This window comes from Vibrio sp. B181a (assembly GCF_030248375.1).
Classification (GTDB): Bacteria; Pseudomonadota; Gammaproteobacteria; order Enterobacterales; family Vibrionaceae; genus Vibrio; species Vibrio campbellii.
Genome location: NZ_JAHGAD010000027.1, coordinates 209,271 through 231,824, shown reverse-complemented (window position 1 = coordinate 231,824; position 22,554 = coordinate 209,271). Strand labels below are relative to the sequence as shown.

Annotated in this window: 22 protein-coding genes; 10 read left to right on the top strand and 12 right to left on the bottom strand. The window is 44.2% G+C overall.

What is annotated here, in order from left to right; genetic code table 11:
• Positions 1 to 45: 45 nt before the first annotated feature.
• Entirely contained in the window at positions 46 to 393 is a 348-nt protein-coding gene (locus tag KIO97_RS14265; protein WP_005425102.1) for a helix-turn-helix domain-containing protein, read from the bottom strand.
• Between the two features lie 140 nt (positions 394 to 533).
• Between KIO97_RS14265 and KIO97_RS14260 the strand changes: the two genes are divergently transcribed.
• From KIO97_RS14260 to KIO97_RS14250, 3 genes are all read left to right on the top strand, one after another.
• The gene (locus KIO97_RS14260; RefSeq protein ID WP_045372548.1) at positions 534 to 845 is read left to right on the top strand and encodes a hypothetical protein; all 312 of its coding nucleotides are present in this window, start codon (positions 534 to 536) and stop codon (positions 843 to 845) included.
• A 781-nt stretch (positions 846 to 1,626) separates the two neighbouring features.
• Positions 1,627 to 2,784: an aromatic amino acid transport family protein gene (locus tag KIO97_RS14255; RefSeq protein WP_285383096.1), complete on the top strand. Its 1,158-nt coding sequence runs from the start codon at positions 1,627 to 1,629 to the stop codon at positions 2,782 to 2,784.
• Between the two features lie 238 nt (positions 2,785 to 3,022).
• Positions 3,023 to 3,334 (top strand): hypothetical protein, encoded by a 312-nt coding sequence (locus KIO97_RS14250; protein WP_285383095.1) that lies wholly within the window; start codon positions 3,023 to 3,025, stop codon positions 3,332 to 3,334.
• Positions 3,335 to 3,416: 82 nt separating this feature from the next.
• Here the strand turns inward: KIO97_RS14250 and KIO97_RS14245 are convergent, their stop codons facing one another.
• From KIO97_RS14245 to KIO97_RS14230, 4 genes are all read right to left on the bottom strand, one after another.
• Positions 3,417 to 5,288, bottom strand: coding sequence for a methyl-accepting chemotaxis protein (locus KIO97_RS14245; RefSeq protein ID WP_285383094.1), 1,872 nt, complete (start codon positions 5,286 to 5,288; stop codon positions 3,417 to 3,419).
• Between the two features lie 468 nt (positions 5,289 to 5,756).
• Complete coding sequence (locus KIO97_RS14240; protein WP_005533370.1) at positions 5,757 to 7,121, bottom strand: YjiH family protein; 1,365 nt, start codon at positions 7,119 to 7,121, stop codon at positions 5,757 to 5,759.
• A gap of 470 nt (positions 7,122 to 7,591) precedes the next feature.
• Positions 7,592 to 8,263, bottom strand: coding sequence for a YoaK family protein (locus KIO97_RS14235; protein ID WP_285383093.1), 672 nt, complete (start codon positions 8,261 to 8,263; stop codon positions 7,592 to 7,594).
• A gap of 180 nt (positions 8,264 to 8,443) precedes the next feature.
• Positions 8,444 to 8,845 (bottom strand): GFA family protein, encoded by a 402-nt coding sequence (locus KIO97_RS14230; protein WP_050905791.1) that lies wholly within the window; start codon positions 8,843 to 8,845, stop codon positions 8,444 to 8,446.
• Positions 8,846 to 8,994: 149 nt separating this feature from the next.
• Here KIO97_RS14230 and KIO97_RS14225 point away from each other — a divergent pair, with 149 nt between their 5' ends.
• Both KIO97_RS14225 and KIO97_RS14220 read left to right on the top strand, forming a co-directional pair.
• Positions 8,995 to 9,624 carry a hypothetical protein gene (locus KIO97_RS14225; RefSeq protein WP_050905790.1) on the top strand — a complete coding sequence of 210 codons (630 nt, stop codon included), beginning with the start codon at positions 8,995 to 8,997 and terminating at the stop codon, positions 9,622 to 9,624.
• 123 nt (positions 9,625 to 9,747) lie between these two features.
• Positions 9,748 to 11,034, top strand: a complete 1,287-nt coding sequence (locus tag KIO97_RS14220) for a peptidoglycan DD-metalloendopeptidase family protein (protein ID WP_045398947.1) — start codon at positions 9,748 to 9,750, stop codon at positions 11,032 to 11,034.
• Positions 11,035 to 11,069: 35 nt separating this feature from the next.
• Here the strand turns inward: KIO97_RS14220 and KIO97_RS14215 are convergent, their stop codons facing one another.
• Positions 11,070 to 12,890: a bifunctional diguanylate cyclase/phosphodiesterase gene (locus KIO97_RS14215; RefSeq protein WP_285383092.1), complete on the bottom strand. Its 1,821-nt coding sequence runs from the start codon at positions 12,888 to 12,890 to the stop codon at positions 11,070 to 11,072.
• 255 nt (positions 12,891 to 13,145) lie between these two features.
• Positions 13,146 to 14,033 carry a LysR family transcriptional regulator gene (locus KIO97_RS14210; protein WP_038889665.1) on the bottom strand — a complete coding sequence of 296 codons (888 nt, stop codon included), beginning with the start codon at positions 14,031 to 14,033 and terminating at the stop codon, positions 13,146 to 13,148.
• A 111-nt stretch (positions 14,034 to 14,144) separates the two neighbouring features.
• Here KIO97_RS14210 and KIO97_RS14205 point away from each other — a divergent pair, with 111 nt between their 5' ends.
• The 3 genes from KIO97_RS14205 (at position 14,145) to KIO97_RS14195 (ending at position 16,071) form a co-directional block, all read left to right on the top strand.
• Complete coding sequence (locus tag KIO97_RS14205) at positions 14,145 to 15,335, top strand: multidrug effflux MFS transporter (RefSeq protein WP_086370637.1); 1,191 nt, start codon at positions 14,145 to 14,147, stop codon at positions 15,333 to 15,335.
• A gap of 119 nt (positions 15,336 to 15,454) precedes the next feature.
• Positions 15,455 to 15,802: a hypothetical protein gene (locus KIO97_RS14200; RefSeq protein WP_005426002.1), complete on the top strand. Its 348-nt coding sequence runs from the start codon at positions 15,455 to 15,457 to the stop codon at positions 15,800 to 15,802.
• A gap of 134 nt (positions 15,803 to 15,936) precedes the next feature.
• Positions 15,937 to 16,071, top strand: a complete 135-nt coding sequence (locus KIO97_RS14195; protein ID WP_010647171.1) for a hypothetical protein — start codon at positions 15,937 to 15,939, stop codon at positions 16,069 to 16,071.
• 67 nt (positions 16,072 to 16,138) lie between these two features.
• Here the strand turns inward: KIO97_RS14195 and KIO97_RS14190 are convergent, their stop codons facing one another.
• The 3 genes from KIO97_RS14190 to KIO97_RS14180 form a co-directional block, all read right to left on the bottom strand.
• Positions 16,139 to 16,753, bottom strand: coding sequence for a glutaredoxin (locus KIO97_RS14190; protein ID WP_285383091.1), 615 nt, complete (start codon positions 16,751 to 16,753; stop codon positions 16,139 to 16,141).
• Between the two features lie 62 nt (positions 16,754 to 16,815).
• A complete protein-coding gene (locus tag KIO97_RS14185; RefSeq protein WP_010647169.1) occupies positions 16,816 to 17,655 on the bottom strand; it encodes a DMT family transporter in 840 nt (279 codons plus the stop codon).
• Between the two features lie 404 nt (positions 17,656 to 18,059).
• Positions 18,060 to 19,028: a porin gene (locus KIO97_RS14180; RefSeq protein ID WP_005426000.1), complete on the bottom strand. Its 969-nt coding sequence runs from the start codon at positions 19,026 to 19,028 to the stop codon at positions 18,060 to 18,062.
• Between the two features lie 568 nt (positions 19,029 to 19,596).
• On the opposite strand from KIO97_RS14180, the gene KIO97_RS14175 reads away from it, so the two are divergent.
• Together KIO97_RS14175 and KIO97_RS14170 are read left to right on the top strand one after the other, a co-directional pair.
• Positions 19,597 to 20,634, top strand: a complete 1,038-nt coding sequence (locus tag KIO97_RS14175; RefSeq protein ID WP_005426007.1) for a porin — start codon at positions 19,597 to 19,599, stop codon at positions 20,632 to 20,634.
• Positions 20,635 to 20,838: 204 nt separating this feature from the next.
• The gene (locus KIO97_RS14170; protein ID WP_005426005.1) at positions 20,839 to 21,453 is read left to right on the top strand and encodes a fumarylacetoacetate hydrolase family protein; all 615 of its coding nucleotides are present in this window, start codon (positions 20,839 to 20,841) and stop codon (positions 21,451 to 21,453) included.
• A gap of 8 nt (positions 21,454 to 21,461) precedes the next feature.
• Here KIO97_RS14170 and KIO97_RS14165 read toward each other — a convergent pair whose 3' ends face one another.
• Positions 21,462 to 21,773 carry an AzlD domain-containing protein gene (locus KIO97_RS14165; protein ID WP_012129757.1) on the bottom strand — a complete coding sequence of 104 codons (312 nt, stop codon included), beginning with the start codon at positions 21,771 to 21,773 and terminating at the stop codon, positions 21,462 to 21,464.
• A complete protein-coding gene (locus KIO97_RS14160) occupies positions 21,770 to 22,513 on the bottom strand; it encodes an AzlC family ABC transporter permease (protein ID WP_285383090.1) in 744 nt (247 codons plus the stop codon). Before KIO97_RS14160 ends, KIO97_RS14165 begins: the two co-directional genes overlap by 4 nt.
• Between the last annotated feature and the right edge of the window lie 41 nt (positions 22,514 to 22,554).

Sequence of the window (22,554 nt, the reverse complement as noted above, 5' to 3'; positions counted from 1 at the left end):
CAGCTCACCATAACGTTGTTTGAGATGGGAGTCTAGGTCACGATTTTATGTTTTTTTGAGGCTTTTGCCTTCGTTGGTTTTCTGCTCTAGCACCAAGAATATGAGTTTTGTCAGCATGGATTGCGCCTCTGGTGATAGCAGTCGTGCTGCTGACGCAACATCATTTGCGGAGATATTCCCGACGCCTCTGGCATCAAGGGCAATATCTAAATCGGTCAGGTTGAGAGCACGTAATATGGAACGATATTGCGAAAGCTTTAAATCCGACTCGCCTCTCTCAATTCTTTGATAAGTCTTTTCGCTCATCCCTGCGACTTTAGCCATTTGCTCGCGTGAGACGCCTTTCATTTTGCGTCGCTTTATAAGGACTTCAATCAATGGGTCTACTTGCATTGGCACTCCTTAGAGGACAGTTTTGTCCTTAACCACGCAATAACCGGACCAGTTTAGCCACCTCGTATTTACCCAAATTGATATAGCGATAAGAATGACGTTCCACAAAAAATTTACGTAATTTCAGTTAGTTTCAGAAAATGGAAAAATATCAGATTTATAAATCAATTTCTGGCGAGGTAGACATTCGCAAAATGCAACGCGTTTTAGAACAACTGCTTGCTGAAATTCGTAATCGCAGTCGCGATATTCGGCTGGACGTCACTTGGTTAACTCGTGAATCACAGAAACGATTAATGAAGTACAAAGAGCTGTTTTTACATCGAGGTTATATTGATCAAGCAGAGTTGGATCAAACCTATGAGAACCTAAGTTCGATGGAGCGTTTAGTTTCAGACATGGGCATAGCGGCATTAACTTACATCATCGATGCACTAGACAAAGAGCTATGATGCTTTGAAACATGGGCTTATTGAAGCAAACCTTATTGAAACAAACGTTGAACTAAATTACAGACGAACGAAATCCCGCAATACCAATTGCGCAAAATCAAAGTGCTAAAAGCAATGAAAGGAAGGATTCAAATGCTGGGGAACCACACCCAGCATTCGGAACACTCATTTACCTAAGTTTTCGAACCGTAAATCAGTGTTTAGAGGTATGTGAACCGAAACGTGTCGGTACGAGCCGAATAATAACGATATTGATGAATCTAGGCTATGCTCCGGGTTTCTAACATCTTTCGATAGAGTGTACATTTTCATGTACACCTCAAAAAACTGAGCACCAAAACTCACTTCTTATGCTTTATAACAACAAAAGGCTAAATAATCGGCTGTTTTGCAACATATCCGTTGCATTAACTTACTTTTGTTAAAATATATAGCTATAAGAGGGAGCTTTTGCTTTTCAATCGTCCTATTTATGCCTTACAATCCCTTGGAACCAAATCCATTCAGCAGAGAATGGGATTGACGAAAAAGGATGCGCTGATTTTGCTTCGAACCCAAAATGAGACGTTCCGTTAATCGAACTCTGCCCGGAAATGATTCCCTACATCCTTAAAATGCTCAGACAGGATAGATCCATCTTGAGCTTAGACTTCATGCATCCTGAGTTGCGGTATCACACCGAATTCATTGGCAGCAAGGTAGGGCATTTCCGTTGATCGTGCTTCGAACCAAAAGCACGATAAGTCACAACAAAACGGATTAAATTTTAGAGGTATTAACCGTGAACCTAAAACTTGTCGGCAGTTCCCTGATCGTTGCAGGCACTGCTCTTGGCGCTGGTATGCTTGCTATACCAATGGTGCTTGCTCAATTCGGCCTCCTGTGGGGCACTCTTCTTATGCTGTTCATCTGGGCGGGTACCACTTATGCTGCACTGCTTTTATTGGAAGCAAGCTGCAAAGTAGGTGGTGGCGTCAGCATGAATGCAATCGCTCGTGAAACTCTTGGTAAAGGCGGTCAGCTTGTTACTAACGGTTTGTTGTACGCACTGCTTGTTTGTCTTCTGATGGCTTATATCATTGGTGCTGGCGACTTGGTACAAAAAGTGACCTCATCAGTTGGCCTACCACTTTCTACCATTTCTAGCCAAGTTGGCTTTACCGTTTTGGTTGGTCTTATCGTATCTGCGGGTACCGGTGTGGTTGATAAACTAAACCGTGGCTTATTCATCGGTATGATTGTCGCACTTGTTCTGACGTTATTCTCTCTTGCGCCAAACGTATCGTTTGAAGGCCTAAGTGAAGTCGTGAACGCAGACAAAATGGCGCTGATCAAACAAAGCTCAGTTCTGTTCACAAGCTTTGGCTTTATGGTGGTGATCCCTTCTTTGGTAACTTACAACAAAGAAGCGAGTAAGAACCAACTGCGCAATATGATTATTGTTGGCTCAACCATTCCTCTTGTTTGCTACCTACTGTGGCTTTTCGCGGTAGTAGGTAACTTGCCACCACACGAGCTTATTCAGTTCTCAAACGTGTCTGAGTTGATCTCTGTTCTTGGTCAACATTACTCGGGTCTTGAGTTCATTCTGTCTATGTTTACTGGCTTAGCACTTTTGACATCTTTCTTGGGTGTGGCAATGGCGTTGTACGATCAAAACGCGGATCTTCTGAAAGCGAGTAAGCCTGTTGTATTCGTGGCAACGTTTATTCTGCCGTTACTTGGCGCGGTGTTTGCTCCAGAACACTTCTTAGCGATTCTTAGTTACGCTGGCATCATCCTTGTGTTCCTTGCGGTATTCGTTCCGCTATCGATGACAATGAAAGTGCGTCGCGTGCCAGTGGAAGACAACAACGTGTACGAAGCTGGTGGTGGCGCAATGGGCATGAGCATGATCTTCCTATTCGGTTGTTTCTTGCTGTTTGCTCAAGCGGTGTAAACCGTCTCGACCAATACACAATAACTGACTTGTAGAAAGCCGCTTGTCCTACACTGGACAAGCGGCTTTTTTGCGCCGAATTGTTAGTTCTGTATCAGCGCTGTGTATGGTCTGACTGTTGCCTGATAAACCTTGATGATATTTTACTTGGCGGTGAAACAGCCTCGCGAGCATCTGACATGGCTAGCGAGTTCTCTCTTTATGATAAGCAATAAGTTATAGAGTAAAGGGGAACCGAGTGTCGAAGCGATTTTCTTTCACGATCGTTGGGATGATGTTTTCTTTGGGGATGTTTAGCGTTGAAGTCGCTGCACATCCAAAACATCACCACAAGCACGGACATCATCACGGGCATCACCACCATCATCACAAGCATAAACATAAAAAGGTTGTGGTGGTTAAGCACAAGCGACCAAAACATCATTACTACCATTACAAACATATTCCACCACGCGGTACTTATATTCAGATTGGCAATTTTACCTACCTAAAAGTGGATGACTTTTATTACAAGCGCTCGAAAGATCGCTATATACATGTGGTTTTGTAAGCAAACAAAAAAACAGCGAGCACTTTGGCTCGCTGTTTTGCTTGTTGTTTGATGAAGTTTGTTCTGGGTTAAAAAGGAGAAGTTAGACCGTAAAGCGGTTTAGAATCTCGTCTTGTTTACGAACGTCTTCATGTTGGGCTTGCATTGCATCGTTGGTGCGGTTCGCTGAATCAGCAACTTGGGTCGACAGATCTTTAATGTTAACCGTGTTGTTGTTGATTTCCTCCGCTACCAAGCTTTGTTCTTCAGCAGCAGATGCAATTTGCAAGTTCATGTCAGAGATACGTTGAATCGCATCGCGGATACGTTGTAGAGCGTCATTGGCGTGTTCTGCTTTCTCTACCGCTTCGACTGCACTGCCTTTGCTCTGGTGCATAGCACTTGCAACAGAAGAAGCACCAGATTGAAGCTGCTCAATCATGCTACGGATTTCTGTAGTAGATTCTTGAGTACGTTGCGCCAGTGTACGAACTTCATCCGCTACAACGGCAAAGCCACGACCAGATTCTCCCGCACGGGCTGCCTCGATTGCTGCGTTCAGTGCCAGTAGGTTAGTTTGGTCTGCGATGTCGTTGATTACTTTTAGAATCGTTTCGATATTTGCCGTTGCTGACTCAAGACCTTGCACTTCCTCAACTGCTTGATCGATGCTGTCTGACAGCAGGTTAATCGTCTCTGTAGATTCATTCACGATAGAAGAACCTTGCACTGTCGCTTCGTCCGCTTCTTTCGCTGCACTTGCTGCGCCTTGTGCGTTGTTGGCAACCTCTGTTGCCGTTACCGACATCTCGTGCATTGCTGTCGCCAACTGTTCAAGCTCTTGCAGCTGAGTTTGAATTGCAGAAGCAGAATCACGAGCGCCTTCAGCGGTAATTTGCGTACCACTTAGGATCTGGTCGGAAATGCTCTTCGATTCGATGATTTGATGCTGCAAGTTCTCCATAAAGGTGTTGAAACCTTTTGCTAGCTCAGAGAATTCTTGATCTGTGTTGGTATCCAAGCGCTGCGTCAAATCGCCTTTGCCTGATGCTACAGCTTGGATTGCGGTGTTTAGCTCATCAAGAGGGCGCATCAAGGTACGGATAAGGATAGTCAGCGCAATGATAGAGGCAATCACAGCAATCAATGAGTAGATGATTGCGCTATTACGCAGCTTACCTACTGCAGCATACGCAATGCTCTCATCAACAACTGCACCTACATACCAGTTTTCACTTGGGATGTGGGTTAGGCTGACCATGAATTTGTCGCCGTTCATCTCGATGTGTTGAGCTCCTGGTGCTAGCTCTACTTGTGGTAGGTAGCTTGATAGTTTCTCGCCGTTGTATTTGGCTTCTGGGTGCGCGATCGTCGTGCCATCTGCCGTTACAAGGAAAAGGTAACCCGCATCAAATAGGTTTACTTGGTTAACCAAGTCAGAAAGGGTGGTTAGCTCCATATCGTAAAACATGGCTGCGAGAAACTGGCCAGCTTCGCGCACTGGAGTACCGATAGAGATGATCACTTTCTTAGAAGAAACATCCACGTAAGGATCGGTGACAACAAGCTTGTTTTCTGCTTTTGCTGATACAAACCAAGGGCGAACACGAGGATCGTAATCAGGGCCCGCTTCCCAACCATCATCGTTTTCAATCACAAATCCGTTGCTGTCGTAAGCATAACCAATGGCCAAGAAGCTTGATTTTGGCATTGGCTTTTCTAGCACTTCTTTCACGTAATCGTGGTCGCTTGGGTTAATTTCAAGAATCTCAGTCATGGATTGAGCGAGTTCTTTCTTAGCGTTCATTTCCGATTCTACCGTGTTCCCCACACTGGATAGGATCTCACTCACGCTGGTATCGATGTTTTCTTCGATCTGTGAACGGATAGTCATAACTTGTTGTGTCGACAGCAACGCCACGGTCACAAGCAATAAAATAGAAGAGGCGGTGACAACCTTATGTCTAAATTTCATATTTTTTCCTCTCGAGTCTCCCGGCTGGTTTACTCTGCTTGTACCTCTTATTTTGTTGGGTACATTCGGCAGAAGTGAACACACTATTGTGTTTGTTATTTTTTTTATCGACAGATTAATCAGAAACCTGAAGGTTAATTTCGACTTTCGTTATCAAAATGCGAACAAAAGGCGAGTTGTTTTATAAAGTTGTGAGATTGATCTGATTTGTTGAACTTCGTCATCAAACTGTTAAAAACATAAGAATAGTATCATTGAGCCTTATATAAACAAGTCTGAGTTGTCGCTTTTCTTCAATTTAAACTAATGAATTTAAAGTTATATTTATAAGTTATGCGTTAAAAGTAAGGCTATTAGAAAGCTGAATAGATAACGAGAGGCGTGATAAAAAGGGCGTGAAATGTAACAGAAAGCCTTTAGATACAAAAAAGGCCCCGACAGAGCGGAGCCTTTTAAAATTGCTCGATTTTAGAAAATTAAATGAGCTACACCAGCAATAACTGGAAGTGTAATCAGCGTACGTAGAATGAAGATAACGAACAGCTCTACGATGTTGACTGGAATCTTACTACCAAGAAGCAGTGCGCCTACTTCTGACATGTAAATTAGCTGTGTTACAGACATTGCTGCAATCACAAAGCGAGTCATTTCGTTATCGATAGAAGCCGCTAGGATTGCTGGGATGAACATATCTGCAAAGCCCACAACGATAGTTTGAGACGCTGCAGCAGCTTCAGGGATTTGTAGCAATTCTAGGTAAGGGATAAATGGTTGACCTAGGATTTCGAATACTGAGGTGTATTCTGCAATCACTAGTGCCACTGTACCCAAGCCCATAACGACAGGTAGTACACCAAACACCATGTCGATAGCGTTATGTACGCCTTCTTTAAATACTGACTGTACAGAAGTTACTTGGCCAGCGCGTTTTAGAGCAAGGTCCATACCCCATGAGAAAGTCGTGTGACCTGCAGGTACTGCATCTGCGTCTTTCTTAGGTGCGCTGCCATCGATGTAGCGGTCTTTCTTCAGGCTTAGCGGTGGTAAGCGAGGAATAATGATCGCCGCAACAATACCCGCTAGACAGATAGCGCCGTAGAAAGGTAGGAATAGGTGTTCTAATTGAACTTGTGCGATGACAACTAAGCTAAAGGTAATAGATACAGCAGAGAAAGTTGTACCGACGACAGCCGCTTCACGTTGAGTGTAGAAGTTATTTTCGTACTGCTTGCTGGTAAGCAGAATACCCACGCTGCCATCACCTAACCAAGAAGCCATACAGTCGATCGCACTACGACCTGGTAGGTTAAATACCGGGCGCATCACCTTACTTAGCAGCGCACCAAACAATTCTAGTAGACCGAAGTTAAGCAGTAGCGGCAGCAATAGACCAGCAAAAATGAATACCGCAAACAGCGTTGGTAGAAGACCAGTAAGCACTAGGCCACCAGTGTTCTCTTCCCAAATGGCTTTTGGACCAACTTGGAAGAAAGTCATCAGTACTGCAGCACCACCGATTAAGCGAACCATAAGCCACAATGGTGATGGATTAAATAGGCCGTTCAGGAAACCGTTACGCAGAATTGCCGCTGGCTTAAAAATTTTGCAAAGAACAGAAGCAACGGCCATGAAAGCAATAATAGCGGTAACGATAGCAATTAAAGTATCGCCAAGAACTGCAGGAATGACTTTTGCCATAACCGCAACAGGAATGGTCAGGCCACCATCGTAAGAGATAGGTGCCATGAAGAGTAGAAGACCAATCAGGGATGGGATGAAGAACATCCAAAAGTTGCCCTTAGGCGCTTCAGCAGCATTAGTGTTGTTATGCATTGTTTGTCTCGTGTTACTACTAGTCAATACTCGCCATATTCCATGACATAAATATTCACTAAACATCCGTATTTAATCACAGTGTGCGGAGATTACCCGCAAACTGCATCCTTTGCAATACTATTCATTAAATACATCTAGTTATTCAGCCGTTTTTTCGGTCAATTGAATCAAAACTAGGATCTTGTATATGAAATTGTTGCTCGTGTTAGAAAATTGTAGCACGTAGGCCTCTCTGAGCAGCCTGTTAAGCGACACAGTGTGACCAAAGCAATAAAAAGCCTAGCAAATGTGATTCGGATCTCAAGCTAAAAGCGGGCTTTTCTGCCAGTAGTTCCACTGTTTATAGGGGAATAAAGAACAAAAAGCTAAATCAGCCCATTTGATGGCGTTCGTTTAATGGATATGAAGAGTGAAGAAAGCGAAGAGAGTGACGGCTTAAGTAAAATGCTTAAACCGTCAGATAAAAGCTAGACTGGTTGATGGCGGCTCTGTAGGTAGAGGTAGCCCCAGTATGCGATAGCGATAACGAAAGCGAGAAGCGCAGGGAAGGCTAACGCATACAGTTCAAAAACGTTAAACAAACCAGCACCAACCGTACCACCGAGTAAGAAGCCAAAGAAAATGAAGATAAACAGTTTGGCTTTACGTCGGTCGAATTGGCGTCCACGTAAGCTTTCTCCAATCATGATACCTAGGTCGGTAATGATGCCGGTCATGTGTGTCGTCCTTACAACGGCACCGCTGAAGGTGGTGATCATCGCATTCTGCAAACCACAGGCTGCAGAAGCAAGGTACTGACCATACACGTTACCTTGTACTAAAAAGCCCAAGCTCAAAAGTAGTAAGCTACCTTCGATACATAGTGCCACACCATAGCGGCGGCCGAGCTTTAGAGCGCTACTTTCGATAAAGAATCCGCTAAACGCAGAGCCAATCAAAAAGCTGAATACAATAAAAAGCAGGTGGATGGTTGAGTCCACACCTGTTAGTAAGCTATTCCCTAGCTGAGTTACGGTTCCGGAAAGATGCGTTATCGCTTGATGTTGAAAGCCGAGAAGACCTACGGCATTGACGCAGCCTGCTAGGAGAGCAAGCATAAAGGCGCCATATTCCACCCAACGAGGAAGTCTGGAAATCACAATAAAACCTCACCAAATGTTAGGAGCAGATTATAGCGCTCGTGGCGCGGAACGAAAGTCTTTCTCCCAGTACTCGGTTGATCATTCTCAATAAAATCTCAACTTTTGTTGAATGATGTTCTCAAACTTTGAGCAGGAGAGACATGTTGCATGTTTGTTTTCTTAATATGGCGTTGTCACTCAACCTGCGTGTTCCATCGTACAATCAAAGCTTACCCAGCCATGCTTCCTTTGTTCATAGATAGAAACCGTGGGTTCTGGAAACTCTTTGTTATTAAACAGTCCCATTGGAATGATTGCATAATCGGGAGCGTCCGATAACTGTAAGCGCATGGTTGTGCCGCATGCCGGGCAGAAGTCATATTGAACGTGATTACCTGAATCAGCAATACGAGTGTAACTGGTGATGTCACCATCTAGGATGACTTGGTTTTTGTTAAATCGAGCTTGAACGCCGAATACGCTTCCGGTTCGCTTTTGGCATTCAAAACAGTGGCAAATGGAGGTGCGAATGGGCTCCGCCGTGCAACGCAGTTGGACCAAGCCACAGGCACATTCACATGTGTGGGTGATTTTTGTCATCGTTATTACCTATTGGTTGCCCAACAAATAGTTTAGTTTAATTTTGAAACACTTGAGTCAAAATGAGCGGTCAGGTGTTGAGGTCTTGGTCGGTGAATTGGTATATACTCCGAACATAGACAAGAGAACAAGAACACAAGGAAGTCTTCATGGCTCGTAAGAGAATCCTACCCATCCCCCTCATTCTTTTGATCCCAATCGTTCTATTAGTGGTGGTGATCATCGCGGGCATTTATCGTTTTAGCCTTTCTGACGATGAGATCATGGCGAAATTTCCTCAAGTGCAGGCACAATCAAATCCAATCGTAGCGGAAGTGCTAGGTATTCAGTCACGCAACCCGTGGACGGTTCAGGTTCCTGAGCAGAGCGCTGTTACGTTTCTTGAACAATTGGATAAAGAGCACGGCTTCTTGAAAGGTCACTACGATGCAGGTGCTACCAAAGGTGAAGTACTGGTTCCAATCGAGTTTATCGCTCAACGTGATATCAATGAAACCCCATGGATTGTGGCTCCAGTTATCGTAACGACACAGGGCTCAGGCGCGTTTTACTATATCGGTTTGTTTAAATTTGATGCTGTGCCAAGCCGAGTTGTTTTATTGAACAGTGTTTTCATCGGTGACCGAATTAAAATGTCTTCTTTGAAGTGGGAAAGTGACACGCAAATTTCTCTGTCTTATCTTCAACATGGCGAAAATCAAGCGATGGCAGAACAACCAAATCAATTGAATTCGACGACACTTAAGCGTGTAGGCAATAACCTACATATGCAACAGTAATGAATTTTTTTGTCTTCTGTAAAAAATAAGTGTTTTCTGCGCTAGATCTCGTAATTTACTAGTGATTTCTTATGCGGGAATGCATAAGCTATGAGCCTTGTTATAAAGGAGATAGTAATTCCCGTGTCTACAAATGAAATTACAACAAGACGGTTGCCGAATCTGACAAGTCGTAAAGCGCTACTGTTGTACTCCTTGCCAGTATTAGTTGCGATTGGTGTTTCCAACTCTCTCAAAGAGTCTTCCCTTACTAAAACCATCGCATTGAACCTGCCTGAAACGCAGGTTGTCGAAAATATTCTTGATGCGACAACAGCAGAAGTTGTCACTCCACCAAATTTTGAATACCAAATCCAAGCAGGTGATAACCTGAGTACCATTTTCAGCCAACTAGGCTTAGGCTACAGCTCGTTGATGAAAGTGATGGAAACGGATTTGAACTTCCTTGCTCTTGATACCTTGAAACCTGGTAACACACTGCGTTTTTGGCGCAATGAATCTACGGGCGAACTTGAAAAGATGGAACTGCAATTCTCTATTGCAGATAAAGTGGTTTACCATCGTAACGACGATGGCAGCTACGATTTCTCAGACATCTCAATTCCTGGTGTTTGGAAGCAAGAGCCTTTGGTCGGTGTTATTCGAGGTAGCTTCTCGTCATCCGCAAATCGTTTGGGCTTGAGCTCAGCAGAAATCAGTCAAGTGGTTAACTTACTTAAAGAGCAAGTGAACTTCGGCAAAGATTTACGCGCTGGTGACCGATTTGAAGTGGTTCGCCGCTCTCAAAGTATTGATGGTGTGCCAACTGGCAAGAACGAAATAGAAGCAATCAAAATTTATAACCGTGGTCGTGAAGTCACCGCTTACCTTCACACTGACGGTCAATTCTACAATGCGAAAGGTGAGAGCCTTCAGCGTGCTTTCCAACGTTACCCTGTCAGCCGAGGCTGGCGCATCAGTTCTGGATTCAACCCTAAACGCCTTCACCCTGTAACGGGCCGTGTAGCACCACATAACGGTACGGACTGGGCGGTACCGACAGGAACACCTGTAGAGGCAACGGGTGATGGTACCGTAATCATGACTCGTAAACACCCGTACGCAGGTAACTATGTGGTGATTGAGCATGGTAGTAAGTACAAAACTCGTTACTTACACTTAAGTAAGATCTTAGTGAAGAAAGGACAGAAGGTCTCTCGTGGTCAACGCATTGGCTTGTCAGGTAAGACTGGTCGTGTAACTGGCCCGCACCTTCACTACGAGTTGATCGAGTACGGCCGTCCGGTGAACGCAATGCGCGCGAAAATCCCAATGGCAAGCTCAGTGCCTAAGAAAGAAATGGCGAGCTTCATTGCGAACCGTAACGAAATGGACAAGCTGTTAAAAGATAAAGAAAAAGCAGTTCTATAAAATGCGAAAAAGACCAAACACTGTTTGGTCTTTTTTTATGCGCTCTTCATTTGTTTTTCATTAATGATGCCAACCAGCTCATTGACGCTGTGAGGTCTTGAATAGAAATAGCCTTGTATGTGATGGCAGCCCATTTCTATTAGCTTTTGCAAAGCTCTATCGTCCTCGACCCCCTCTGCGATTAAATCGACTTCTAGCAGCTGCGCGAGTTGAGCGATAAGCAGCACAACTTGCTCTGAAGTTTTATTCGCGAGCATATTACGCACAAAAGTGGCGTCGATTTTAATGCTGTCAATTGGGTAGTTGTGAATGTAGTTCAAGCTAGAGTAACCCGTACCGAAATCATCGAGTGCGACTTTGAACCCGAGATAGCGGAGTGAATTCAGAACCATCTGTTCGCGCCCGCTTTGCGACAACAATACGGTTTCGGTGAGCTCGATAACAAAGTCTGTCGCTTGGTGATCGTATTTCTCTAGTATACGAGTTAAGAAGTTCATATAACGGTTAGAGTCGACCAGTTCATGTGCTGAGCAGTTAATTGACAGTTTGACGTTATAGCCCAGCTGTCGATCTAGCGTTTGTTTCGCACGACAAGCTAGCTCCACAATGCGTTCACCCAACTCAATGATCAATCCAGATTGCTCTGCGGCTTCAATAAATTCAACAGGTGAAATGTTTCCGTATACGTTGCTATTCCAACGAGCCAATATTTCAAAGTAATCCCAGCGGTCGCTGGTAATATCGACTATGGGTTGTACCACGACGTACAGTTCTTCGTTCTCATCAATACTTAAGCGAAGTTGCTCTCGTAGTGCCTCAATCAGCTGTGTTTGGCGGTGGTATAGTGCACTTAAGTGCGTGTCATAATGCTGAATGCGTGTGTCACGGTGTTTTTTGCAATCCTTAAGAGCCAAACTTGCATTTAGTATCAAGTCATCGCTATTGAGCATATGAACTGGGGCTCGCGCGATACCAATGCTAACGTTAAACGAAATACGGTTGGACTTGTCTGAGTACCCAGCTTCGATTTTATCCAGAATTTCCTGACATACCGCGACAGGGTCTTCGTCATAAGTAATAAAGGCGAACTCGTCCCCTGCGACACGAAAGGCGTTATTTGGTGATGTTAAGCTTTGTTGAATGGCATCCGCGGTAAACTTGATGATTTGGTCACCAATGTAGTTACCGTTGATGTCGTTAATCGATTTGAAATTATCAATATCTAGATAGGCAAGGCTAAAAGGACGCGTAGCCTGCTGTGTTAAGGTTTCTAACGTATCAGCTAAACAACTGCGATTGAGCAGACCGGTTAGATTGTCATGAGAAACTTCATAACTGAGTTGGTTGAGAAGTTTGTCAGAGCGTTCGCTGATCCATTTCTCTCGCAAACTATGAATGATGACGTTGGCGTAGAAACGGTGATGGAAGATAATCTCTTCGGCTTCAATTTCACTGATGGAGTGGGTAAATGTTGAGACTAAGATTCCCAGCACTTCTCCTGTATGTGTTTTTAAAGGGAGCCCAATATAAGCTTGAATGCCGAGGTCTTGAAACATTTGGTCTTCAGGAAAGAGCTTGTAAACTTCATCTTGATAGAAGATGAGTTCACCAATGTCTTGTGCGACTTGCTCACAAGGTGTGCCCGCTAAGCCATAGCACATACTGTCTGCAATGGTTCCGCCGCTAGAGTTAGAAAGCGTCACCGCACAATGTTGTAGGTGGGCTATCTCAACTACGCAAGTACAGTAGCTTTGAAATTGCTGATGAAGCTCAAGTGTTACTCTGTCGAGTAATGCGCTGCCATTGAGTTTCAGAATTTCATCAAGTAACTGGATACTTTTTTGTTCATGAGCCATCAAATACTTTACCCGACGTTGTGTTCATCCGAACCGTGTTATTGTGAATCTCTTACACGATCTTTTCTCATTTAATAGATATGCATCACGTTAACTATTGTTTACTTCGTGTGATTTTTCAAACTCTAGATGAGCTTTGAGGACGATTTTCAACCATAGGGTGAGATGGCACAAAAGGGCTTTCTCATTAAAGTGGCAGCTTTGTGGATTATGACTAGTTACTCTCTAGTACTTATTGCACTAGAAAGTCTTTCGTTAGGCTCGCTTCTCTTCTTCTAATCGGCTCTTTAAGTAGTCGAGGAATAATTGGGTTCGAGTATGCTGATAGTCCAGCTTTGGATAGTAAGCATAGACAGTCGCCTCATCTGCTGTGATATCAGGAAGGATCGGAACTAAGGCGCCGGATTTCAGGTCTTCTTTGATCATGACGTTATTGGAAAGCAAGATTCCCATTCCGCGTTTTGCACCATGAAAGAGTGCTTCGGGGTTTGTTGTAGCAAAGTTGCCGGACAAACTGATGCGTTTACCTCGGTTGGTTTTTATTTCTCTTATTGGATTTTCGCCCCATATCAGAACGTTATGTTTTGATAACTCTTCAACAGTTTGTGGAGCACCATGTTTTTCCAGGTAGCTTGGAGCGGCATAAAACTGAGCTTTGTGTTCGAACAATGGGCTGGCTTTAAAGCTCAGTGAGTTGAGTTGTTCCAATTCTCTGCTGATGAACAAATCCAAACTGAGCTCAGGAATTTGACCAGGTAGGGTCGTGATCAGCTGGAGTTTGATGTCTGGGTATTTTTCCAGAAAGTCATCGAGGTAATGTACTAAGAACTTAGAACCAACCGCCAATGTCGCCCCAATTTTGAGTAACCCCGCTGGAGATTGGTTTACGGAACGAGTTTCGTCCAATACAGATTGCCAAGAGTCGAGTTGCACTTTGGCTCGCTCGTAAAAGAGTGCACCAGCTTCCGTTTGGCTGATAGAGCGAGTAGTTCGCTTGAGAAGCTGAACACCAATCTTATCTTCCAACCATTGGATACGCTTGCTGATGGCCGAGCTGGTGGTATTGAGCTTTCGCGCCGCGGCGTTGAAGCTACCTTCTTCGACGACTCGTATGTAACTGTTAACACTCTGAATCCAGTCCATCTTATTCCATCCTCAGGGGAAACAATCCCTTTCCATTTTGGCTTATTATCATCTTTGAGTAACAAATATACACTGTCTGTCGTAAAACTGTCATGTTGTAAGGAGGATATATTGCGTAAAACACCATTATTGTTGGCGATGATGATCATCGCGACCGGTCAAGTGGGCGTCAGTATTTATCTCCCTTCTTTGCCTCTGATCGGTCATGATCTTGCTTTGCCACAACACACGGTTCAAAACCTCGTGACTCTGTTTCTTGTTGGTTTTGGTGTCTCACAGCTGTTTTATGGGCCTCTGTCGGATGCCATTGGCCGAAGACCTGTGTTTCTGCTGGGACAGAGTGTCTATTTGGTTGGTACGGTTATCTGTATTGGGTTTGCTGATCATATTGTTGCCCTTGAAGCGGGGCGTCTATTACAGGGGCTCGGTGCGGGTAGCGCCTCTGTACTTGGACGTTCGGTATTGCGAGATAGTTATGACGGAGCACAACTTACCAAAGCCTTGTCTTATATCTCGGTGACAGCTTCTGTGATGCCGATTGTGGCGCCTTTGTTTGGTGGATGGATTGCTTATCACATCAGCTGGCATGCGGTTTTCGTGTTCGTTCTCATTTATCTTGCGGCGATTTTTACCCTTGGTTTTGTCGTTTTGCATGAAACGCTGCCATATCCAAAGCGTCGTTTCGAACCAAAGCGGGTGTTACTGAATTACTTTGAGTTGTTGACCAATAAGCAAGTCATTGGCAGTGCAAGCTATAACTGGCTTAGCTACTTATCTGCATTAGTGACCCTGTCTCTCTACCCGTTCCTCATGCAGCAAGAACTTGGGCTGACTGCGGCAGATTACGGAACCTTGATGATCGTGCCTTCGGCTGGGCTGTTGATGGGGAGTTTGGTCCTTAACTTCATTAATGCTCGATATAAAGAGCAGCAAATATTACTAATCAGCTTTGTTATTGTGGCGTGCTCAGGAGCAATGCTTCTCATACTGCCGTTCACGGTGGCGTCATTATTGGTTGCGTTTACCTGCTTGAGTTTCGCGCAAGGGATGTCTTTTCCTGTTTCTATCAGTCTGTTGTTGTCGCCGCACAAGCAGCAAGCGGGTGCCGTATCGGCTTTATCAGGTTCGATTCAAATGTGTTTAGCTGGCTTATTTGGCGGCTACTTAGTCGAAAGCTGGGTAACAAGCCAACATCAATTGGGGTTCTTTTATATTTCGATTGCGGTGATCTCCTGCTTAGTTCTCGTGTTTGGGCAGTTCCGAACGCCTTCAGGAGGTCTAGTGCAGCCAGAACGAACATAGTTGAATCTGGTTGCAAGGGCAGAAGGTCCTCTCTAAAATGCGCCAACTATTGTGTCGTTATCTACACTTGGCTAGTAAAGTGGTATATCGGCAACACCCGTTAATTGTTAGGTGAAATCATGCAACAAAACGAATTCGAAGCACTACTGAAAGAAATTGGTCAGAAAGAAAACCTACCTCAAGCGCTAGAGCTACTAAAAGCATCAGAGGAAGAGGAAGTTGCACTAGCAGCTGAATCACTGACAGGTCAATTCGGTCTTGCTGAAGTCGAAGGTGAAAAACGTATTTATCACATCACTGTCCAAGCGGACGAGTCTGGTGAAGAGAAAGAGTTTGTCGAACACGTTATGAACGAAGGCGATCACTTGATCAAATTTGCGGCATGGTTCTTCGAGACTTTCTTTGAAATTAAGCCAAAAGATACTTACAAAGCGGCGGGTAAAACATACCAACAGCCTAAGCGTTAATTACGAATCTGATTCGCTAGGATAAAAAATGCTGTAAGTAAATTACGAACTTAGTGTGATCTATGTCTTGTTTTCTGGTTGTTGTGGTGTAAGATTACAACACAAACCAGTCAATTACTTCTTAGGAGAAGGTCATGGGTTACGAACTTGGTGGTGTTTACTTTGGCCAAATGTTGGCGAAAGATGCGATGCACAAAGCGCTTTACGGTAAAGTGAAGAAGAAAAAGCCTTCTATGTTTGCTCGTATTATGAAAAAACTAGCGAATTAATAAGAAAAGCCCCGATATGCATCGGGGCTTTTTGCATTCTTGCGGTCGTCTTTTTCGTTTAGAAGAGCTAAGCCGTTTGGCTTGGGATTTCAACCACATTATCTGGCACGTTATCTAACCCTTTCTCTGCTAACCACTTTTCCAAGTTATCAGCGCCTCCTATGTATTGACCATCCAGCCATATCTGAGGAACGGTCACCGGTGTTTTTTCACCGATAATGGCTTTCACTTCAGGGAGCATTCGATAAAGTGCTGCGCTGTCTTTTACTACGTCGTGGTATTTGTACTTAATACCCGCGTCGTCAAGCAGCTTCTTGGCTTTTACACAGTAGGGGCAAGTTGCCTTACCATAAACGATGTTGCCTTTCAGTTGATCTCGCTTGGTCCATTCTGCAATGACAGATTGAACGAGCACGCCTCGATTCAGCGCTTCCCCTTGGCTGACAACTTTACCTTCAACGACTAGGATAGGGGCGTGCCAAGCTCCAAGCTTTAGTGGCTCCCACCAGTGAGACAACCAATCTTTCACTTCTAGCTCGACTGGTACATCCGCGAGCTCATTTTCAAATGTGTCAGCAAGAATATCTTTGGTTAATGTGCATTCGCCACATGGGATGTTGACTTTAAATGGTCCCCAGCTGCCTGCCCAACGATACAATGTAATTTTGATTGGCTGTGTCATAAGATGCTCCTCATTTCCTTTCCTGAAAATATAGAACCCAAAACCCCAACATTTCTTTCAAATTACTTTCTTTTTTTGGCTTCCCAATGAGTAATGAAAGCAATTGAGCCGATAATGATTGCTGCACCAAGCCATAGTCGGCCTGGTGGCACCCAGCTAAATACTAACCAGCCAGCAAAGACGTTAAGTGGTAACTTTGCATGGTCGAAGGGTTGTACAAATGATGCATCTGCTACCGAGTACGCTTTTACAACGGCCCATTGAGCGAGGGCTGTCAGTACCCCAGCCGCGACCAGGATTCCCCAAATATTCCAACCCTGAGGCATAACAAAGGTTGGTGCGGCCAGCAAAATATTAAATGGGGTGATCAGTAGAAGCAGGTACACCACCATGGTTGAAGGTGGATCATTGACGGAAAGCTTCTTAACCATAATGGCGTACGCAGCCCAAAAGAATGCTGCCCCAACTGGTAAAAGAGTGGCCCAAGTAAACGAGTCTGACCATGGCTCTAAGATAATCATTGCGCCAATAAAACCAGTTAGTGTCGCTACCCAACGGGCTGCACCCACTTTCTCTTTGAGAATAATACCGGATCCGATTGTTGCGAATAAAGGAGAGGTCATTAACAGCGCGATACCTTGCCAAATTGGCACTGGGTAAGCGAGCGCCCATAACCAGAGTTGGATACCAATAACCGCCAAGAAGATGCGCAATGCGTGCCACCCAAAGTGGTTAGTACGCAGAGACTGACGAATTCCTAATGTTCGTAGATACGGCAAGATAGCAAAGAAAGCTATTGCGTATTGAAACAGTGCAAATGTTGTGGATGACACACCAAAGTGAATGCTCGCGACTTGAGCAAAACTATTAACGATGGTGAATGCCAAACCTGCGGTAAGCATCCAAGATGCGCCTTTAATAGGGTTATGATTCAATTGGATATTTCCGATTTTTAACAATGGCCAGAATCATACGTTCTATTTATGGGGGAGCCAATAAAAAAATGCCCCCCAGAGGGAGGCGACATTACCAATTCAAAGGACGTGCCTACCGAAGTAGGTACAAAGAACGAGAAGCACAAACGCTGCCATGCATTTGCTCGATCTAATCATTGCAGCTAGTGTGCCAACTTTTAATCTATTGATTTTAAAGGGAGTGAGGCGTCTGGCCTTGGGTGAGCTAGATAAAATGCACTAACTTCGGGATTTGGTGCATTAAAAGAGGGCAGTGCCTCTGCAGTGAATACGATCAAAAAGGCCGACACAATAGTGCCGGCCAAAAGACTCGCTATTAGGACAAGTTTTTATTAGAAGTCGTAACGTACGCCTAGACGTAGTGTGTCTTCACCTTCCGTTACTTTACCTTCTGCGTTCTTTTCTTCATCCAGTTGGTTCATGTAGTAAGAAAGGTAAGTACGGAAGTTGCTGTTCAGTTTGTAATAACCTACTAGCTCAAAGCCATCAACAGCGTCGTATTTCGCCGCGCCATTTGGATCATTTTCTTGGAAAGTGTAAAGACCAGCAACTGTGAACTTGCTTGCTAGTTTGTAGCTTGCCACCAGCTCGTAAGCAGTAAAGTCTTCTGAGTCATCCAGAGAGCCTTGTGAGTAGGTGCCTGCTAGATATAGGTTCTCAAGAGAGTAGGCGATACCGCCTAGAATTTGATCTTCTGAGTTATCTTTATCTACATCGCCACCAGAGTAAGCAAGGCCTAGGTCTAGACCCATTGGCAGAGAGTAAAGACCAGAGATGCCGTATTTGTCTTGGCTGTCACCAGAGTTTGCTTGGTAAGTCGCTTGAACTTGCAGAGCGTCAAATTCACCGCGGTAAGCAAAAACGCTGTCTTGCTTGTCAGAAGATGAATCAATGACTTGCTGAACACCTGAGAACTCAGTGATATCCGTCATGTCTGAAATGATTACCGCGGCCATGTCCTGGCGGCCAACTGAGAAGTCGCCTGCATCGGCACTTACACCTGCATACATATAACGGTTTTTGAATTCGCTTTTACCTGTTTTTTGTTCTGCCTCGTAAACACCGAAAGCTGACAGGCCGTTGCCGATATCTGTTTTACCTTTTAGGTTTAGACGTGCACGTGATTTGTCTTCCATAGTACCGTCAACTTCAGCGCCGTCTGAACCGATGAAGTCACCACGAAATTCAACACGACCACCAACTTTTAATTCAGTGCCGTCGTCTTTGTAAACTGTTGCTGCGAAAGATGGTGATGATACTAATGCTGTTAGAACTGCAGTAGTGAGTGCTGCCTTTTTCATTTTCTTATTACCCTAGTTGTAATCGATGAGCTTACTTGCTCGATTTGTGTCGATGACGCTTAAGGTAAACCGCGAAAATGAAAGATAGATTTCTGTTAAGTTATGATTTAATTGCATTTTTATTTCAAATGCATGACTACTCTCACATTCATGAAAGTAAAAGGAAGAGGTTTTTTATCTTTTTTGATGTTTCTGTCTCACCTAGTGGACACTGTGTTTTTAAAAAAGTTCCTAATCATATTTCTTTACCCGAAATGTAACATTTTACTTCTTGAATATTTTACTATTTTTATAATTAACAATGACTTAATATTTTATATATTCTTAGTGTGTAACAAAATGTTTCATTTTTTAGGTGTTGTTTTCCGAATTTGTTTATTGATTTGAGCTAAACGTTTGCCATTTTTCTTTTTTCTTACATCTTTTCACTCTGCTCTGGGGAACTTCTGAAATACATTGATTGGTAGTTGTTAAGCAAAAGTGACGCGACATTGGTGGAAGAGATGTCCCAGCCCGCTTTTGTATAAGACTGACTTATAAACTAATGAATAAATACATGGATTTTATAATGAACAAAAAATTCCTAGCAGCAGCGATCGCAGCAGCAACATTCGGTACACAAGCAGTAGCAGTGGAGCTTTACAACAACGACGGCACTACTTTCTCTATCGGTGGTCACGTTTCAGTTAACCTAAACGGTTCTGAGCAAGGCGACACAGAAGTTGGCACAAACTCTCCACGTATCAACTTCACAGCAACTCAAGACTTAGGCAACGGTTTTACAGCTGACGCTCGTGGTGAGTGGGCTCTTAACTACTTAGACGGCGGTGATGAAACATTTACTACTCGTCTTGGCTACCTAGGCCTAACTCACGACGTATACGGTCGTGCAGTTGGTGGTACTCAATGGGCACCTTACTACGATGTAGCTGGTGTTGCTGATATGCCAATCGCGTTTGCGAACGACTTTATCTACGATGACCACGGTAACCTAGGTACTGGTCGTGCGGACAAGATGCTTTCTTACCGCAACGCAATCGAGCTAGGTGAAGCGGGTGCAATCAACTTCGGTCTAGGTTGGCAAGGTGCTAAAGAAGACGGCGCTGAATACGATGACCGTATGCAAGTGGCACTTTCTTACGCAATCATGGGCGCGAAAATTGGTTACACGTACAATGGTGGTGACTACCTTGATACTAATAAGTACACAGGTAAAGCTTCAGCTGAATCTCACCTAGTTTCTGCAGCCTACGGCTCTTACGGTCAAGGCCTTTATGTTGCGGCTGTGTTTGCATCTAACGAAAACATGAACACATTTAAGCGTAACAACGACAATGTTAAATTAGCAGAGAGTAACGCATACGAAGCTCTAATTGCATACGCATTTCCAAGCAGTCTTAACCTAAGCCTTAACTACGAAATGGTTGAAGGTAAAGAACTTAAGAGCTTTGCTGAAGAGACATATCGTGAAGAAATGGCTGTTCAAGCTGAATACAACTTCACTTCTAAGTTTGTTGGTTACGCTGGTTACCAGTTCGACCTAAACGATGCTAACGATCGTAAAACAGACGACAAATGGGCACTTGGTGCTCGTTACTACCTATAATAGTAACCTGTCCTAGTTACTATAAAAGCCAGCTTCGTGCTGGCTTTTTTGTTTTAACCGTTTGAAGAATCTCGAGAGTTAATGGCCTGTTTGGCCACTCAAAACGGGCTGAAGGTCTTGTTTTTAACATTCTGAATCGAGAACTAGTGTCTACAACTCAAACGGTTAGACTATGATATGGGTTTTGTTTTGCAGGGAAGAGCAATGAGCGTCGTTCAGGTTGAAGAGAAGAAAGTCAAAGTTGGTAAAGTTCTGTGTGTGGGGCGTAACTACGTTGAGCATATTCAAGAGCTTAATAACGCCATGCCAGAGCAAATGGTTGTTTTCAATAAACCTGCGACTTCCGTTTCAACCAAACTCACCTCATTTCATCAGGAGCCTTTGCATTACGAAGCTGAGATCTGCTTTGTGATTAAAAATGGTCAATATGCTGCAGTTGGACTCGGTTTAGATCTGACCAAACGCGGCTTACAATCTACCCTCAAAGAAAAAGGACTACCGTGGGAGCGCGCCAAAGCATTTGATGGATCAGCGGTATTCAGTCGTTTCCATTCTCTTCAAGGTGTCGATATTGACGATCTTAACTTAGAGCTTTTGATTAACTGTGTTCATGTTCAAAAAGGGCACGTTAAACAGATGCTTTACCCGCCTATGAATATTCTCGATGAACTGAAAAGTTATACAACGCTAGAAGATGGCGATGTTGTAATGACAGGCACACCAAAGGGCGTGGGAGAAGTGCATCAAGGCGATGTCTTCCTTGGGCGTTTGAAGTGTGGAGACATCACCTTATTAGAGATTGAATGGTTAGCGGCTTAGTCGCAAACTTACAACCAAATTCGAAGCAGTAAAAACACCACCATACTCACAATGGTGGTGAGCAATACATTCTTAGTGAGGTATGCAATCACAGCAGCTAATAAGGCGGCCAATAGAAATGGATTTTGCCACGTGACGCTAAGTTCACCCTCTGGCATAAACACAATTGGAGCCCAGATTGCGGTGAGTACAGCAGGGCTTGCGTAGCTCAAGACTTTCTGAGTTCTTACTCCCAACCTAAGCGGCAATTTCGGTTCTAAGAACAGATAACGGCTGGTGAATACCAACGCTGTCATGGCTAAGATAGACAAAAAAATCATTGGCGTTCCTCCTGCGTGCTTTCAAGGTTTGGTGTCTTCATCGTAAATTGTTCCACAAAATAGCCCGTCAACATGGCGAGAATACTGGCTATCATTAAGCCTCCTTCCACTTGGTAATAGTTCAAGGTCACAGAGCTAACTAATGCCACCAACACACTGCATAACACGGGAATACTTTTTATCGTTGGGACCACAATCGCGATGAAGGTGGCAGCAACGGCAAATTCCAATCCGAGCTCATTTAATTCAGGTATCAAACTGCCTGCGACGATGCCAGTAAGCGTTGCGAAGTTCCAAAACAGATAGAAGCTTAACCCAGCGCCAAGGGCGTACCATCGATCGAATTGCTTATCGGATTGGTGCCCAGCAATGGCAAACAGCTCATCGGTAAGTAAGAACCCTAACGAAAGTCGCCACTTTAGAGGCAGAGGTGATATTTTACTGCGCATCGAAACACCGTAGAGAAAGTGGCGACAGGTAATGAAAAACGTGGCGAGCAGCATGCTGGTTAGGCCAGCGCCTGCTTTAATCATGCCCATCGCGACAAGTTGCACTGAGCCAGCAAACAGAATGGCGGAGAGCGCCTGGCCTTCCAAAGGGTGTAAGCCAGTATCGATGGCAAATGACCCTGCGAGTAACCCCCAAGGCAATACGGCCATGCTCAATGGCATCATTGCGAGCGTACCTTGTAAAAAGAGTGAAGACTTTGAGTCTTGATGAGTAGGCAAAATAGTATCCATAACTTCAACTTGAATAGAAAAACATGCCGTTAAGGTAGGCT

Excerpts from the sequence above, each read along its gene's own strand:
- KIO97_RS14160 (WP_285383090.1), bottom strand. The coding sequence starts at position 22,513 with ATGGATACTATTTTGCCTACTCATCAAGACTCAAAGTCTTCACTCTTT.
- KIO97_RS14190 (WP_285383091.1), bottom strand. The coding sequence starts at position 16,753 with ATGACACAGCCAATCAAAATTACATTGTATCGTTGGGCAGGCAGCTGG.
- KIO97_RS14175 (WP_005426007.1), top strand. The coding sequence starts at position 19,597 with ATGAACAAAAAATTCCTAGCAGCAGCGATCGCAGCAGCAACATTCGGT.
- KIO97_RS14230 (WP_050905791.1), bottom strand. The coding sequence starts at position 8,845 with ATGACAAAAATCACCCACACATGTGAATGTGCCTGTGGCTTGGTCCAA.
- KIO97_RS14265 (WP_005425102.1), bottom strand. The coding sequence starts at position 393 with ATGCAAGTAGACCCATTGATTGAAGTCCTTATAAAGCGACGCAAAATG.
- KIO97_RS14260 (WP_045372548.1), top strand. The coding sequence starts at position 534 with ATGGAAAAATATCAGATTTATAAATCAATTTCTGGCGAGGTAGACATT.
- KIO97_RS14240 (WP_005533370.1), bottom strand. The coding sequence starts at position 7,121 with ATGCATAACAACACTAATGCTGCTGAAGCGCCTAAGGGCAACTTTTGG.
- KIO97_RS14180 (WP_005426000.1), bottom strand. The coding sequence starts at position 19,028 with ATGAAAAAGGCAGCACTCACTACTGCAGTTCTAACAGCATTAGTATCA.
- KIO97_RS14225 (WP_050905790.1), top strand. The coding sequence starts at position 8,995 with ATGGCTCGTAAGAGAATCCTACCCATCCCCCTCATTCTTTTGATCCCA.
- KIO97_RS14165 (WP_012129757.1), bottom strand. The coding sequence starts at position 21,773 with ATGATTTTTTTGTCTATCTTAGCCATGACAGCGTTGGTATTCACCAGC.
- KIO97_RS14210 (WP_038889665.1), bottom strand. The coding sequence starts at position 14,033 with ATGGACTGGATTCAGAGTGTTAACAGTTACATACGAGTCGTCGAAGAA.
- KIO97_RS14195 (WP_010647171.1), top strand. The coding sequence starts at position 15,937 with ATGGGTTACGAACTTGGTGGTGTTTACTTTGGCCAAATGTTGGCGAAA.
- KIO97_RS14170 (WP_005426005.1), top strand. The coding sequence starts at position 20,839 with ATGAGCGTCGTTCAGGTTGAAGAGAAGAAAGTCAAAGTTGGTAAAGTT.
- KIO97_RS14200 (WP_005426002.1), top strand. The coding sequence starts at position 15,455 with ATGCAACAAAACGAATTCGAAGCACTACTGAAAGAAATTGGTCAGAAA.
- KIO97_RS14245 (WP_285383094.1), bottom strand. The coding sequence starts at position 5,288 with ATGAAATTTAGACATAAGGTTGTCACCGCCTCTTCTATTTTATTGCTT.
- KIO97_RS14185 (WP_010647169.1), bottom strand. The coding sequence starts at position 17,655 with ATGCTTACCGCAGGTTTGGCATTCACCATCGTTAATAGTTTTGCTCAA.
- KIO97_RS14215 (WP_285383092.1), bottom strand. The coding sequence starts at position 12,890 with ATGGCTCATGAACAAAAAAGTATCCAGTTACTTGATGAAATTCTGAAA.